This window comes from Mesorhizobium sp. M1E.F.Ca.ET.063.01.1.1, from assembly GCF_003998155.1.
In the GTDB taxonomy this organism is placed as follows: Bacteria; Pseudomonadota; Alphaproteobacteria; order Rhizobiales; family Rhizobiaceae; genus Mesorhizobium.
This window is the reverse complement of record NZ_RZSC01000084.1, coordinates 1-14301: the sequence shown is the minus strand read 5'-3', so window position 1 is coordinate 14301 and position 14301 is coordinate 1. Positions and strand designations below refer to the sequence as shown.

Sequence of the window (14301 nt, the reverse complement as noted above, 5' to 3'; positions counted from 1 at the left end):
TATTGTTCGGCAAAATGGGTCTGCCGGGCGGCTCCAAGACCAAGACCGGCCAATGGTCGACCTCGGCGCAGCTTCTGGAGGACCTTGCCGCCGAAGGTCACGAGCTGCCGCGCAAGATCGTCGACTGGCGCCAGCTCACCAAGCTGAAATCGACCTATACCGACGCCCTGCCGGGCTTCATCAACCCCGGCACCAATCGCGTCCACACCTCATACGCGTTGGCCGCGACGACCACCGGGCGATTGTCGTCTTCCGATCCCAATCTGCAGAACATCCCCGTGCGCACGGCGGAAGGCCGCAAGATCAGGACCGCCTTCATCGCCGAGAAGGGCCACAAGCTGGTCTCGGCCGACTACAGCCAGATCGAATTGCGCGTGCTCGCCCATGTCGCCGAGATCCCGCAGCTCAAGCAGGCTTTCGCCGACGGCGCCGACATCCATGCCATCACGGCGTCCGAAATGTTCAACGTGCCGGTCGAAGGCATGCCCTCGGAAGTGCGCCGGCGCGCCAAGGCGATCAATTTCGGCATCATCTACGGCATCTCGGCCTTCGGCCTCGCCAACCAGCTGTCGATCCCGCGCGAGGAGGCAAGCGCCTACATCAAGCGCTATTTCGAGCGGTTCCCGGGCATCCGCGACTATATCGAGGAGACCAAGGCCTATGCGCGCGAATACGGCTTCGTCGAGACCATTTTCGGCCGGCGCATCCACTACCCGGAGATAAGGGCCTCCAACCCTTCGGTCCGCGCCTTCAACGAGCGCGCCTCGATCAACGCCAGGCTCCAGGGCACCGCGGCCGACATCATCCGCCGCGCCATGGTGCACATGGAAGAAGCCTTGGAGAAGGCAAAGCTGTCGGCCCGCATGCTCTTGCAGGTGCATGACGAGCTGATCTTCGAGACGGTTGATGCGGAAGTCGAAGCGACGATCCCCGTGGTGCGCCGCGTGATGGAGAACGCGCCGATGCCGGCCGTCTCGATGTCGGTGCCGCTGCATGTCGACGCGCGGGCTGCGGATAATTGGGACGAGGCGCATTGATGCATATCACTCTAACGTACAAGGGACCCGTACAGGGCAATGCAAGAAAGCAAAGCGATGTCTGGCGACTCAGAAAATCGTTTCACAAACAGCTATATAAATTGAGCCTGACCAATGAATTTGAATATGTTGAGAAGTATGCCAACCAGGATACAGAAAAGTCACATCCAAATATTGGAATAGACGTCGCGAATTCACGCTATGTTCCGTTTATAACTTCTAAGATGAAAACGCGATGCTCGCTTTACGTTCGAGTTTTTAGGGGCGTCAGGCAATACAACCCTGTGCTTGGAAACGTCGATTTGGATAACAGAGTAAAAACTCTAATCGACGCGCTACGAGCTCCTCAACAAATTAGCGAGACAAAAGAGTCGGACGGGACGGTTAGATACGTCCTCTTGGAAGATGACTCGCTAATTGACGGAATAACCGTGAAGTCCGACCATTATTTGGATGAGGAAGACGAAGGCGTCGTTCTGGCAATTATAACCGCCAATATCCATCTCGCGCATGCGACTTGGGCGAATATGCACCTAGGCTATCCATCCGCTCCATTTTGACTCTCGCTGCGGCGGGTCAAAGTGCCTGGAAAATGCCTTTTCAAGCCGCCTCAGCCCGGCACTTGGCGCACACGCCCCGAAACTCGATCACCGCCTTCTTCGCGGCAAATCCCGTCGAGCGCACCCATTCGTCCAGCCGGTGGTCGACATCGTGATCGGACATCTCGGTCACCTGGCCGCAACTGTCGCAGATGGCGAAGGCGGTCATCGAATGGCTGTGGTCATGCGGCTCGGCGCAGGCGACGAAGGAGTTGAGGCTTTCGAGCCGGTGCACGAAGCCCGACTTCACCAGCGTGTCTAAAGCGCGATAGACCTGCAGCGGTGCCCTAAAGCCGCGCTCGCGGAGCTGGTCGAGCAGCATATAGGCGCTGAGCGGTCCGCTGGCGGCCTCGAGCTTCTCGAGCACGCACAACTGGTTCTTGGTCAGCGTATCCCTTGCCGTCATCTTGTCCGTCCGGTCGTCGCGTCGTTTTCGCGTGCCGATTGTGCGCGCGAACGCTCTCTGCTCCATGAAATAGCGACGAAAGCGCATCTTTGCCACTGTTTCCGCAGCGGGCATCACCTGGCGGAAAGCCACGGCCGAGAACTCGCCAGCCAATCGCTACTTGCGCGGCGGTCCCTTGCGCTCGGCGGATGCCGCCCACAGGTTGATGTCGGCCTCGCGCGCATAGGTATCGATCTCGGCGAGTTCGGCATCGCTGAAGTCGAGCGCCTTGAGCGCGCCGACGCAATCCTCGACCTGCTCCGGCCGGCTGGCCCCGATCAGTGCCGTCGTCACGCGGCCCTTGCGCAGCACCCAGGCCAGCGCCATCTGCGCCAGCGTCTGCCCGCGTCGGCCGGCGATGGCGTTGAGCGCCTTGATGTTGGCGATCGACTTGTCGTTGATGAAGGCCGGCCTGAGCGACTTGCCCTGGGATGCACGGCTGCCCTCGGGGATGCCGCCGAGATATTTATCGGTCAGCATGCCCTGTGCCAGCGGTGAGAACACGATCGAGCCGATGCCCAAGCCCTCCAGCGTGTCGAGCAGCCCGTCCTCCTCGACCCAGCGGTTGAGCATGGAATAGCTCGGCTGGTGGATGAGGCAGGGCGTGCCGAGCTGCCTCAGGATGTCGGCCGCCTCTCGCGTGCGCTGCGAGTTGTAGGAGGAGATGCCGGCATAGAGCGCCTTGCCTGAGCGCACGGCATGGTCGAGCGCGCCCATCGTCTCTTCCAGCGGCGTCTCGGGATCGAAGCGGTGCGAATAGAAGATGTCGACATAGTCGAGCCCCATCCGCTTCAGGCTCTGGTCGAGGCTGGCCAGCACATATTTGCGGCTGCCCCACTCGCCATAGGGACCCGCCCACATCTCGTAACCCGCCTTTGTCGAGATGATCAGCTCGTCGCGATAGGCGGCGAAATCGCTGCGCAGGATTTCGCCGAAGGCGGTCTCGGCCGAACCTGGCGGCGGGCCGTAATTGTTGGCGAGGTCGAAATGCGTGATGCCGAGGTCGAAGGCCTTGCGCACGATCGCCTGCTTGGTCCTGTGCGGCGTGTCGTTGCCGAAATTGTGCCACAGGCCGAGCGAGATGGCCGGCAGCTTGAGGCCGGACCGTCCGCAACGGTTGTAGATCATCTTCTCGTAGCGGTTCTCGGCGGCGACATAGGGCATGGGGAATCCTCGGGATCGAAGCGGCGCGGCGATCGCCGCCAACGTGAATTGAATCGATGCTTGCCCCAACCCTTACCCTCTCCCGGCCGAAACGGGGAGAGGGTATCGCCACCTACTTTTTCTTTGCCAGCAGCGCCTTCGCCTCCTTGATGCCGAGCGCCGCCGGCCGCTCGCAGGTCGTCTGCATGGCGACGAACTTGCCGCTTTCGCCCGAGCGCAGGATGCCGGTCATGACATCGACGGCGTGCAGCGCCAATTCCATCGAGCAGCGGTGCGGCCGCCCTTCGGCGATTGCGATCGCCATGTCGGCGAGGCCGGCGGTGCGGTAGTTGGCCATCATGCCTTGGCCGTGCATCTCGTTGGGCACGCCGAAGGGATGATCCCACTTCGGCAGCTTCTTCACCGGCTTGGTGGCGTCGGTGAAGCGGACCTCGCCGCCGAAGAAATTCGGGTCCGGCACGAAGACGGTGCCCGCCTCGCCATAGAGCTCCATCGGCGCATGGCCGTGGCTCCAGACGTCCCAACTGGTGTTGAGCGTCACCACGGCGCCGTTTTCGAATTCCAGCAGCGCATGGATGGTGGTCGGCGTATTCACCGGGATCTTCTCGCCCGCGCGCGGCTTGGAGCTGATGGTGCGCTCCTTGGCCGGCATCGACGCGAAGGCCGCGACTTGGCTGACCGGCCCGATCAGCTGGATCAGGTTGGTGACGTAGTACGGACCGATGTCGAGCACCGGGCCGGCGCCCGGCTGGAAGAAGAAGTCGGGGTTGGGGTGCCAGTGCTCCATGCCGTGGCCCATGACATGGCAGGTGCCGCTGGTGATCTTGCCGAGCTTGCCGCTGTCGATCAGCTCGCGCACCAGCTGATGCGCGCCGCCGAAGAAAGTGTCCGGCGCCGAACCGATGCGCAGGCCCTTCTTCTCGGCCCGCTTCTTCAGGTCGAGCCCTTCCTTGATGGAAAGCACGAAGGGCTTTTCCGAATAGACGTGCTTGCCGGCGTCGAGCACCCGCTTCGACACGTCATAGTGCACTGCTGGAATCGTGAGGTTGACGACGATATCGATGTCGTCGGCTTCGAGCAGTTCGTCGACCGTTTGCGCGCGCAGCTTGAACTCTTTCGCCCGCGCCTTTGCGGCGTCCATGTTGATGTCCGCACAGGCCCTCATCTCGATGCCGCGAAACAGCGGCGCCAGCGAGAAATACGCCTTCGAGATGTTGCCGCAGCCGATGACGCCTACGCCAAGTTTGCTTGCCATTTTTATTTGCTCCTACCAGCTCTTGGCTGCCGCGATCGAGCGACGGGCAAAGCGCTCGATGTCGTTGGGGTTATCCTGTTCCATGACGAAATACTGCGCCGCGCTTCCAGCGCGCAACGCCTTGATCAGGCCGGGCCAGTCGATGGTGCCGTGGCCGACATCCGACCAGCCGTCCTCGTCCAGCCCCTCGCCGGGCTTCGCCATGTCCTTGACGTGGACGGCATTGATGCGACTGCCTTGCTTCTCGATCCAGGGCAGCGGATCGGCGCCGCCGCGCACCACCCAGGCGACGTCCATCTCCCAGCCGATATCGGGCGCGGCCGACAGGATATGATCCTGCGGCAGCGAACCGTCGGCGAGCGCCTTGAATTCGAAATCGTGGTTGTGCCAGGCAAAGCCGTAGCCGCCCTTCTTCGCGGCCTCGCCCACCTTGGCGAGACGCTCGCCGAACCCTCGCCAGCCGGCGGCATCGCCCGGGCGCTGATCGGGCATCAGGTAGGGGCAGATCAGCAGCGATACGCCAAGTGTGTCGGCGATTTTGCGCACGCCGTCGAAATCCTTCTCCAGCGCATCGATCGAGAAATGCCCGGTCGGCATGGCAAGCCCGTTCTTGTCGAGCTCGGCACGGAACGCCTTCGGATCGTCATAGACGCCGCCGAAGCCTTCGACTTGCCTGTAGCCGAGCTCGCCGAGCATTTTCAGCACGCCCTCCCATGGCTGGAAATTGCGGGCGCTATAAAGTTGAAATGACCAGTTCATCTGTCTGTCCGTTCTGCTGATGGTTCCGGGAGGTTGTGGTCTGGGAGGTTAAAGGCGACTGTCGGTCTCGGCGTCGAACAGCGAGGCGCGCGCCGGATCGAAGCCGATGCGGATCGCATCGCCGTTGCGCAGCGTCTTGTCCGCTTCGACGCGGAAGGAGAGGATCTGGCCGCCGAGCTTGGTCCACACCAGCGTGTCGGAGCCCATCGGATCGACGATCTCGACCGTCGACTCGGCGGTGAATGGCATGGCCCGCGCCGCTTCGCCAAAAGCGATGTGCTCGGGCCTGATACCGAACACGCAAGGTTTGGCGGCACGGCCGCCGTCGCCCTCGAACTGATAGCGGCCAAGCGGCACCGACACGCCGTCGGCCTTGAACGTGGGAGCATCGCCCGCCTGCAACTCCCCTTTGATGAAATTCATCGCCGGCGAGCCGAGGAAGCCGGCGACGAAACGGTTGACCGGCCGGTTGTAGATCGTTTGCGGCGCATCGAGCTGCTGGATGACCCCGCCCCTCATGACGGCGATGCGGTCGGCGAGCGTCATCGCCTCGATCTGGTCGTGGGTGACGTAGATCATGGTATTCTCGAGCTTGCGGTGCAGCAGCTTGATCTCGACGCGCAGTTCCGAGCGCAGCTTGGCGTCGAGATTGGACAGCGGCTCATCGAACAGGAACACGTCGACGTCGCGCACCAGAGCGCGCCCGATCGCCACGCGCTGGCGCTGGCCGCCGGAGAGCGCCGAGGGCTTCCTCTGCAAGAGCGGCTCGATCTGCAGGATTTCGGCCGCGCGCGCGATGCGTTTGGCGATTTCGTCCTTGGGCACGCCGGCGACGCGCAGGCCGAAGGAGAGGTTTCTCTCGACCGTCATCTGCGGGTAGAGCGCATAGGACTGGAACACCATGCCGATGCCGCGGTCCTTCGGCTCCTCCCAGGTGACGTTCTTGCCCTTGATGAAGATGCGGCCTTCGGAGATGTCGAGCAGGCCGGCGATGCAGTTGAGCAAGGTCGACTTGCCGCAGCCCGACGGTCCAAGCAGCACGATGAACTCGCCTTCGGCGACGTCGAGATTGAGCGTCTGCAGAACCGAGACCGAGCCGAAATTCAGCGACAGGTCCTGGATCGAAACGCTGGGATCGGCGATTGCTGCTGCCATCATCATCCTTTCACCGCGCCGGCCGCGATGCCGCGCACGAAGAGCTTGCCGGAAACGAAATAGACGATGAGCGGCACGAGGCCGGTCAGGATGGTAGCGGCCATGTTGACGTTGTATTCCTTCACGCCCTGCACCGAGTTGACGATGTTGTTGAGCTGCACCGTCATCGGATAGGTGTCTGGGCGGGTGTAGACGACGCCGAACAGGAAGTCGTTCCAGATGCCGGTCACCTGCAGGATGATGGCGACGACGAAGATCGGCAGCGACATCGGCAGCATGATGCGCAGATAGATGCCCCAGAAGCCGGCGCCGTCGACGCGCGCCGCCCGAAACAGTTCCTCCGGCATCGACGTGAAATAGTTGCGGAACAAAAGCGTCAGGATCGGCATGCCGAAGATCGAATGCACGATCACCAAGCCGGTCAGCGTTCCGTAGATGCCGATCTCGCGCAGGATGATGACGATCGGATAGATCATCACCTGATAGGGGATGAAGGCGCCGACGATCAGGATGATGAAGAAGCTGTCGGCGCCCTTGAAGCGCCAGTTGGCCAAAGCGTAGCCGTTCACCGAGGCGATCGCGATCGACAGCAGCACCGACGGCACCGTTATGCGCACCGAATTCCAGAAGCCGCGTGAAAGCCCGTCGCAATTCAGCCCCGTGCAGGCGGTTGCCCACGCCTTCACCCAGGGCTCGAAGGTGATCTCCAGCGGCGGCGAGAAGATGTTGCCGAGGCGGATTTCAGGCATGCCCTTCAGCGACGTGACGATCATCACGTAGAGCGGCAGCAGATAGTAGAGCGCCACGACGATCAGCGTGCCGTAAAGGAAGATGTTGCGGCGCGACAGCACATGCCGCGGCTTCGGTCCGGCAGGCCCGGCGGCTTCGCTTGGGAGGGCACCGGCGTTGGGAAGGGAGGCTGCGACGTCAGCCACGTTTCTTGCCTCCAAATTCGAGATAGGCCCATGGCACGATGACGATAACGACGGAGAGCAGCATCATGGTCGAGGCGGCAAAGCCCTGGCCGAGGTTCTGGGCGAAGAACATGTAGTCGTAGACGTACTTTGCCGGCACTTCGGAGGCGATGCCCGGGCCGCCGCTGGTCTGCGCCACCACAAGGTCATAGACCTTGACGATGCCGGCCGCGATGATGACGAGTGTGGTGATGAAGACCGGCCGCATCATTGGGATGACGATGAAGAAATAGGTCTTCCACATCGGTATCCCGTCGACCCGCGCGGCCTTCCAAATGTCTTCATCGATGCCGCGCAGGCCGGCGAGCATCAGGCACATGATCAGCCCGGTGCCCTGCCAGAGCGCCGCGATCGAAATGCCGTAGATGACGATGCTGGAATTATAGAGCGGGTCGAAGCTGAAGCTCGTCCAGCCGAGATCGCGCACGACGCGCTGGACGCCGAAATCCGGATTGAGCAGCCACTGCCAGACGAGACCGGTGACGATGAAGGAGAGCGCGAAGGGATAGAGGAAGATGGTGCGGAACGTGTCCTCGAAGCGGATCTTCTGATCGAGCAGCGCCGCGAGGATGAAGCCGACGACCAGCGAGAAAACCAGCGAGATGACGCCGTAGATCAAAAGGTTCTCGATCGAGACCAGCCAGCGCGGCGTCGCCCACAGCCGGTAATACTGGTCGACCCCGACGAAGTTCAGCCGCGGCAACAGCTTCGAATTGGTGAAGGAATAGAGCACCGTCCAGGCCGTGCCGCCGACGAAGACCACCAGCGCGGTCAGGATCATCGGGATCGAGGCGACCTTGGCATTGAGATTGCGGAAAAGCTGGTTGGGGCGTTCGCTGTTGCTCATCTCGGCAGCCGCGCTGGGACAATGAGGACATCATGCTCCCGACCCCGAATGGGCAGGGGCCGGGAGCTGGCGGGGGCGCCGTCGATCAGTCGGCCGAAGCGATGATGTCGGCGAAGCGCTTCTGGGCCTCTTCGAGGCTCATGTCGGGCTTGGCGAAGAATTCGGAGAACAGATCCTCCTTCTGCTTCTGGCTGTCCTGCGAGAGCAGCTGGTCCGTCCACGGGATGACAGCGCCCTTGGCAAGGATGGCAAGGCCCTTCTTCATGCAGTCGTTCGCCGCGTTGAGGTCGACGTCGCCGCGCACCGGCAGTGAGCCCTTCTTGAGGTTGAAGGCGACCTGCGTCTTCGGATCGAGCAGCGTCTCGGCGAGAACCTCCTGCGCCTTGGACTTGTCGGCGTCCTTCAGCAGCGGGAAGTAGAAGGCGTCGCCACCGGTGGCGATGACCTCGTTCAGGCCCAGGCCGGGCAGGCAGGTATAGTCCTTGCCGGCGGTCTTGCCGGCGACCTGGAACTCGCCTTGCGCCCAGTCGCCCATGATCTGGCCACCGGCCTTGCCGGTGATGACGAGGTTGGTCGCCTGGTTCCAGTCCTGCACATTGGTGTTCTTGGCCATCTTGCGGGCGTCGTCGGCTGCCTTGAACACCTTGGCGATCTCGGGGCCGCCGGCGAACTTGGCGTCCTTTTCCTTGTAGACCTTGAGGAAGGCGTCGGTGCCGCCGACAGCGGCGAGCAGCACGTCGAAGGCGCCCGATGCCTGCCAGGGCTGCCCGCCGACGGCGAGCGGGATGATACCGGCCTTTTCCAGCGCCGGAGCGGCGGCCACGAATTCATTCCAGTCCTTCGGCATCGGCACGCCTGCCTTCTGGAAGGCCTCGCTCGACAGCCAGAGCCACTGCCAGGAGTGGATATTGACCGGCACGCAATAGATCTTGCCGTCGATGGTGCACGAGTCGAGCAGGCTCTTCGGCCGCACGACCTCCGTCCACTTGCCCTTTGTCGCGATGTCGGTGAGGTCGCGCATCAGACCGGCCTGGACGAGCTCTTCCGCCTGGCGGCCGTGGTTGAACTGGGTGGCGCCCATCGGATCGCCGCCGGTGATGCGGCTGATCATGATCGGCCGCGCCGTGCCGCCGGAACCGGCGATGGCGCCGTCGACCCAGTGATTGCCGGTCGCGTCGAAGGCCTTGGCGAGTTCCGCCACCGCCGCCGCCTCACCGCCCGAAGTCCACCAATGGGTGACTTCGAGGTCGGTCGCGGCCGCCGGCCCGGCGAAATTCAGCGCGACCGTGGCGGCGAACGCGGCGGTCAGGAATTTATATCGCATTTCGGTTCCTCCCAGAATCTGAAACGTTACAGATTTTCGATACGGCAAATGCCCGGCATAGGCAACCCCTCGAATGAACGCGGTGCAAAATTTTTTCGAGACGCGAACAAAATGCCCTTCTCAAGAGGGTTCAGCAGCGCCAAGCTTGGTCAATTGCTGCCAAAAACCGCTGCAAATTGAGATTTCTTTGTGATTCCAGTGGCTTTGGCTCCATCGCGTCAGCGCTGACTGCGATCATCCCGATCAACCGGCCGATCACGGACGTTGGCAATCTGTAACGTTTCAGTATATTGAACCGCGTCACGGGCTGAAAGCCGCGCAAATGTCAACGCGCACGATTGCCGGTCGGCCCTGCGGCTGCTATGCGCCTGATGGGCGGGACGAATGGATAGACGAACCAAGGACAAGGACGGCGACACGTCGGCCAAGGAACGGCCGACGCTGAAGACGCTCGCATTCATGACCGGGCTCGGCGTCACGACCGTCTCGCGCGCGCTGAAGGATGCGCCCGAGATCGGCGCCGAGACCAGGCGGCGCGTCCAGCTCGTCGCCAAGCAGATCGGCTACCGGCCGAACCGCGCCGGCGTGAGGCTGAGGACCGGCAAGACCAACGTCATCAGCCTGGTGCTCAACACAGAGCACGAGCTGATGAGCTTCGTCTCCGACATCATCTATGGCGTCACCGAAGTGATCGCCGACACGCCCTATCACCTGATCGTCACGCCCTATTCGCGCTCGCAGGATCCGCTGGATCCGGTCCGCTACCTGGTCGAGACGGGCTCCGCCGACGGCGTCATCATTTCACGCACGCAGCCCAACGATCCACGCGCCCGCTATATGCTGGAGCGTGGCATTCCCTTTGCCACGCACGGCCGCACCGACATGGGGCTGGTGCATCCCTATCACGACTTCGACAATTACGCTTTCGCCGGCGAGGCGGTGCGCCACCTAGCCGGGATGGGCCGCAGCCGGCTCGCCCTGGTGACGCCGCCCGTCGGCCTCACCTATTACGGTCATACGGTGAATGGCTTTGCCGATGCGCTGAGCGAGGTCGGCGCCAGCGAGGTGCCGTTCAACACCGTCTCCATCGACCACACCATCGAGCAGATCAGGATGCGGACCGCGCAGCTCATGCGTCGCGACAACCGTCCGGACGGCATCGTCAGCAGCGCCGCCGCCGCGACACTCGCCGTCGTCGCCGGCATCGAGGACGCCGGCTTGAAGCTCGGCCGCGACGTCGATGTGGTGTCGAAACAGTCGTCGGAACTGCTGCATCTGTTCCGGCGGGAACTGCTGGTCGTCAACGAGAACTTCCGGCTCGCCGGGTCCGAGCTCGCCCGCGCCGTGCTCGGCTGGATCGGCGGCGCCGACCCCGGCTCGCTGCAGTCACTCAGCAAGCCGAGCGAGGTCCAAGCCTACCGGCATTCGGGAGACCAGTGACGCTGCGTCTTTTGCGACGGCAATCATCAAGCAAAAGGGTTCAGCTCGGGCTTCGCGGTCATCAAGGCGACAATGAGCGCGAAGAGCATGATCATGGTCAGGCGTCCAAACAGCGCGCGTTTGTCGCCAGCAAATGCTTTGATCTCTTTGCCCGAGATGGCGCCGCGGAGCGCCGTCTGGGCCTGCGTCGCCCAGGGGCGTACGAGCTTGTGCTCGACCGCCATCAAGGCGGCGACAAGCGCAAGCGACACCACCAGCCACGGTGTCAACAGGGACCAGCCGCCAAGAAAGACAAGGACGATGCCGGCAAGCACACCGGCGCCCACCAGAAGCCCTGCAAAGCGACTGGCGAAGAAGGCCAGTCTGGCCGGCCCTTGCTGCCCTCGCCGGGCAGGGATTAACAGAAGTTCGTTCGCCACGAACGATAGCAAAGCGGCGCACATGGCGTACGCATGGATTCCTAAAACAGTTCCATAGAGCATCTGTCATCATCCAAATCGTTGGGGGAACGTCGGGTAGACATAATGCGAGCGATAGCTCACAATTGTCTACTCGCATCGGGACCGACAGGAACATGGCACCTAAGCCGCTCACGAACCCAAGGAAGAACGCCTCTCAGGAGAGGTCGCGCGCGACGGTGGACGCGCTTGTCGAAGCGACCGCTCGCATTTTGGTCCGGGACGGTTTCGACAAGACGAGCACCAACCGGATCGCCGAAGAGGCCGGCGTGAGCATCGGCTCGCTTTACCAGTATTACCCGGGCAAGGAAGCGCTTGTTGCCGCCGTCATCGATCGTCACAACCAGGAGGTCATGCAGGTCGTGCGGAGGATGTTTGCGGAGGTCGCCTCGCAGCCGGTCGAGATGGCAGTGCGCCGGCTTGTTGCCGTCGCGATCGAGGCGCATCGCATCGACCCCAGGCTGCATCGTGTCCTTGCCGAGCAGATTCCGCGCACGGGACGCCTCGAAAACGTGGAAGCCTTCAATCGCGAAGCCCACGCTCTCTTCAAGAGCTATCTCGAAAGCCACGGCGACGAGCTACGCGTGGCCGATATTGGACTTGCCGCCTTCGTGTGCGTGACTTCGATCGAAGCGCTGTCCCATACTGCGGTACTGCACAGCTCCGAGAGGCTGTCGAATAAAGCGGCCGAAACGCTCATCGATGAGGCCACTCGGCTCGTGGTCGGATATCTGAAATAGACGTTCCGCGAGAGCGGCGGCTCGTCTTACCCGCTCGCCCCGCTGCCCCAGGGGCCATGGAACGCGCCCTGCTCGCCGATGCGCTCGAAGCCATGCGCGCCGAAGAAATCGCGCTGCGCCTGGATCAGGTTCGAAGTGCCGCGGCCCTGGCGGTAGCTGTCGAAATAGGCGAGCGCCGAGGACAGCGCCGGCACCGGCGAGCCGGCCTCCGAAGCTCTCGCAACGATCCGCCTGAGCGACGGGTGCGCCTCCTTCATCATGGCGATGAAGGCCGGCGCCATCAGCAGGTTGGTGGCAGCGCCGCCCGAGCCGAATGCTTCCGCCATCGTGTCCAGCATCTGCGAGCGGATGATGCAGCCGGCCCGCCAGATCTTGGCGATGGTCGGCATCGGCAGGTTCCAGTTGAACTCTCTTGAAGCCCCGCTCATCACCGCAAAGCCCTGCGCGTAGGCGGCGATCTTGCCGGCGAACAGCGCGAGCTCGAGGTCCTTCAGCAGAGCCGCCTTGTCGCCGGCAATCTTTTCGACGCCGATATTGCCATAGGCCTTTTCCGCCGCCTGCCGTTCATCCTTGATCGAGGACAGCACGCGCGCAGCGACAGCAGCCTCGATTGCGGTTGCCAGAATGCCGAGCTGCTGCGCTTCGATCACCGACCATTTACCGGTGCCTTTCTGGCCGGCGCGGTCGAGGATGATGTCGACCACCGGCTTGCCGGTCATGGGATCGTCGGCGGCCAGAACCTTGGCGGTGATCTCGATCAGGTATGAGTTGAGCCGACCCTTGTTCCAGCCGTCGAAGACCTTGCCGATCTCTTTCGGCCCCATGCCGAGACCGTCGCGCAGGATGCCGTAGATCTCGGCGATCATCTGCATGTCGGCATATTCGATGCCGTTGTGGATAGTCTTGACGAAATGGCCGGCGCCGTCGGTGCCCAGCCAGGCGGCGCAGGGCTCGTCCTTGAACTTGGCCGAGATCGCGGTCAGCACCTTCTCGACACGCTTCCAGGAGTCTTCCGTGCCGCCGACCATGATCGAGGGCCCATGGCGGGCGCCTTCCTCGCCGCCCGACACGCCCATGCCGATGAAAGTAAGGCCTGAGCCCGACAGCTCCGAGAAGCGCCGCATCGTGTCGCGGAAATTGGCGTTGCCGGCATCGATGACGATGTCGTTGTCGGAGAGCACGCCGCGAAGTGCCGCGATCTGCTCGTCGACCGGCTTGCCCGCCAGCACCATGATGATGATCGGTCGGGGCGGCCGGATCGCGGCGGCGAGCTCGTCGAGGCTGTAGCACGGGACAACCATGTCCTTCAGTGATCCAGCGCTCTCGACGAAGGCATCGGTGCGCGAGAGCGTGCGGTTGAAGACAGCGATGCTGTGCCCATGCTCGGCGATGTTGAGCGCCAGGTTGGAGCCCATCGTGCCAAGGCCGATCAGGCCGATTTCGGCTTTTTCCATCGTTTCTTCCCTGCTTTCGGATCTTCTGTTGAGGTCGTGTTTGGCACGGATGATTGACGGGCCTTCGCGACGGCGTCAACCGCCTCGCCGAATTGTGTCGCGGTCCAGGTCAGTCGGCTCTGATATCGATTGGCGCTTCAATCTTCACCATCTCGAAATCCGAAACGAGGATATCCAGCCGGGCGTTCCAGCGGCCGGGCAGCGGGATGACGAGATTGTCGACTCGCCAGGTGCCGTCGCCGGGTTTCGTTGCCGGCCGCCTGATCGGCTCGATGCCGGAATCCGGCTTCGACAGCACCAGCGTCACCTGCTTGGCGTCGAGCGGGCCGAAATCGCCGGTCATGATCACCATCGAAGCGGCGACCTGCCCGGCATGGCCGGGGGTGATGCTGAGATCGGCCATAGCCTGCAGCGTGTGGATATGGATCGACACCGGCTGCGCGGCGGCGATCGCCAGCGCCCGCGGCGGCGGCGTGAAGCGCCAGCCGGCGGCGACGCCGAAGACGGCGAGCACGATCAGCGTCTCGATGCCGATCGAACGCACCAGCCGCCGCTGCACCTCCGTGTCGCCCGCCTCGGCCGGCGCGGTCAGCGTCCAGCGGTTCACGGAGGCGAGCGTGAACAGGAACAGCAGCAAGGCCAGCTTCAAC

Annotated in this window: 15 protein-coding genes; 4 read left to right on the top strand and 11 right to left on the bottom strand. The window is 62.9% G+C overall.

The features are described 5' to 3' along the window. Together EOA29_RS09685 and EOA29_RS09680 are read left to right on the top strand one after the other, a co-directional pair. On the top strand, positions 1-1037 hold a 1037-nt coding region (locus tag EOA29_RS09685; RefSeq protein WP_245468446.1), incomplete at its 5' end, for a DNA polymerase. Then, positions 1037-1597, top strand: coding sequence for a hypothetical protein (locus EOA29_RS09680; protein ID WP_126091900.1), 561 nt, complete (start codon positions 1037-1039; stop codon positions 1595-1597). The genes EOA29_RS09685 and EOA29_RS09680, both read left to right, overlap by 1 nt. 40 nt (positions 1598-1637) lie before the next feature. Here the strand turns inward: EOA29_RS09680 and EOA29_RS09675 are convergent, their stop codons facing one another. From EOA29_RS09675 to EOA29_RS09640, 8 genes are all read right to left on the bottom strand, one after another. Beyond that, positions 1638-2042, bottom strand: coding sequence for a Fur family transcriptional regulator (locus EOA29_RS09675; protein ID WP_040972454.1), 405 nt, complete (start codon positions 2040-2042; stop codon positions 1638-1640). 156 nt (positions 2043-2198) lie between these two features. Next, the gene (gene mgrA, locus EOA29_RS09670) at positions 2199-3245 is read right to left on the bottom strand and encodes an L-glyceraldehyde 3-phosphate reductase (RefSeq protein WP_126091899.1); all 1047 of its coding nucleotides are present in this window, start codon (positions 3243-3245) and stop codon (positions 2199-2201) included. Between the two features lie 112 nt (positions 3246-3357). Next, positions 3358-4500 (bottom strand): Gfo/Idh/MocA family oxidoreductase, encoded by a 1143-nt coding sequence (locus EOA29_RS09665; protein ID WP_126091898.1) that lies wholly within the window; start codon positions 4498-4500, stop codon positions 3358-3360. Positions 4501-4512: 12 nt separating this feature from the next. Next, positions 4513-5259: a sugar phosphate isomerase/epimerase gene (locus tag EOA29_RS09660; RefSeq protein WP_126091897.1), complete on the bottom strand. Its 747-nt coding sequence runs from the start codon at positions 5257-5259 to the stop codon at positions 4513-4515. Positions 5260-5307: 48 nt separating this feature from the next. Further along, positions 5308-6417, bottom strand: a complete 1110-nt coding sequence (locus EOA29_RS09655) for an ABC transporter ATP-binding protein (protein ID WP_189350529.1) — start codon at positions 6415-6417, stop codon at positions 5308-5310. Beyond that, on the bottom strand, positions 6417-7349 hold the full coding sequence (locus EOA29_RS09650) for a carbohydrate ABC transporter permease (RefSeq protein WP_126091896.1): 933 nt from the start codon (positions 7347-7349) through the stop codon (positions 6417-6419). The genes EOA29_RS09655 and EOA29_RS09650 overlap by 1 nt, the downstream gene beginning before the upstream one ends. Further along, the gene (locus EOA29_RS09645; protein WP_126091895.1) at positions 7342-8235 is read right to left on the bottom strand and encodes a sugar ABC transporter permease; all 894 of its coding nucleotides are present in this window, start codon (positions 8233-8235) and stop codon (positions 7342-7344) included. Before EOA29_RS09645 ends, EOA29_RS09650 begins: the two co-directional genes overlap by 8 nt. 85 nt (positions 8236-8320) lie before the next feature. After that, positions 8321-9559: an ABC transporter substrate-binding protein gene (locus tag EOA29_RS09640; RefSeq protein ID WP_126091894.1), complete on the bottom strand. Its 1239-nt coding sequence runs from the start codon at positions 9557-9559 to the stop codon at positions 8321-8323. Positions 9560-9943: 384 nt separating this feature from the next. Here EOA29_RS09640 and EOA29_RS09635 point away from each other — a divergent pair, with 384 nt between their 5' ends. Further along, entirely contained in the window at positions 9944-10999 is a 1056-nt protein-coding gene (locus EOA29_RS09635) for a LacI family transcriptional regulator (protein ID WP_126091893.1), read from the top strand. 26 nt (positions 11000-11025) lie between these two features. Here the strand turns inward: EOA29_RS09635 and EOA29_RS09630 are convergent, their stop codons facing one another. Beyond that, entirely contained in the window at positions 11026-11481 is a 456-nt protein-coding gene (locus EOA29_RS09630; protein WP_126091892.1) for a DUF2269 family protein, read from the bottom strand. Positions 11482-11636: 155 nt separating this feature from the next. Here EOA29_RS09630 and EOA29_RS09625 point away from each other — a divergent pair, with 155 nt between their 5' ends. Next, positions 11637-12197, top strand: a complete 561-nt coding sequence (locus tag EOA29_RS09625; RefSeq protein WP_245464877.1) for a TetR/AcrR family transcriptional regulator — start codon at positions 11637-11639, stop codon at positions 12195-12197. Positions 12198-12223: 26 nt separating this feature from the next. Here the strand turns inward: EOA29_RS09625 and gndA are convergent, their stop codons facing one another. Both gndA and EOA29_RS09615 read right to left on the bottom strand, forming a co-directional pair. Beyond that, the gene (gndA, locus tag EOA29_RS09620) at positions 12224-13651 is read right to left on the bottom strand and encodes an NADP-dependent phosphogluconate dehydrogenase (RefSeq protein ID WP_126091890.1); all 1428 of its coding nucleotides are present in this window, start codon (positions 13649-13651) and stop codon (positions 12224-12226) included. Positions 13652-13760: 109 nt separating this feature from the next. Further along, a partial coding sequence (locus EOA29_RS09615; RefSeq protein ID WP_348628870.1) for a CopD family protein occupies positions 13761-14301 on the bottom strand: 541 nt, incomplete at its 5' end.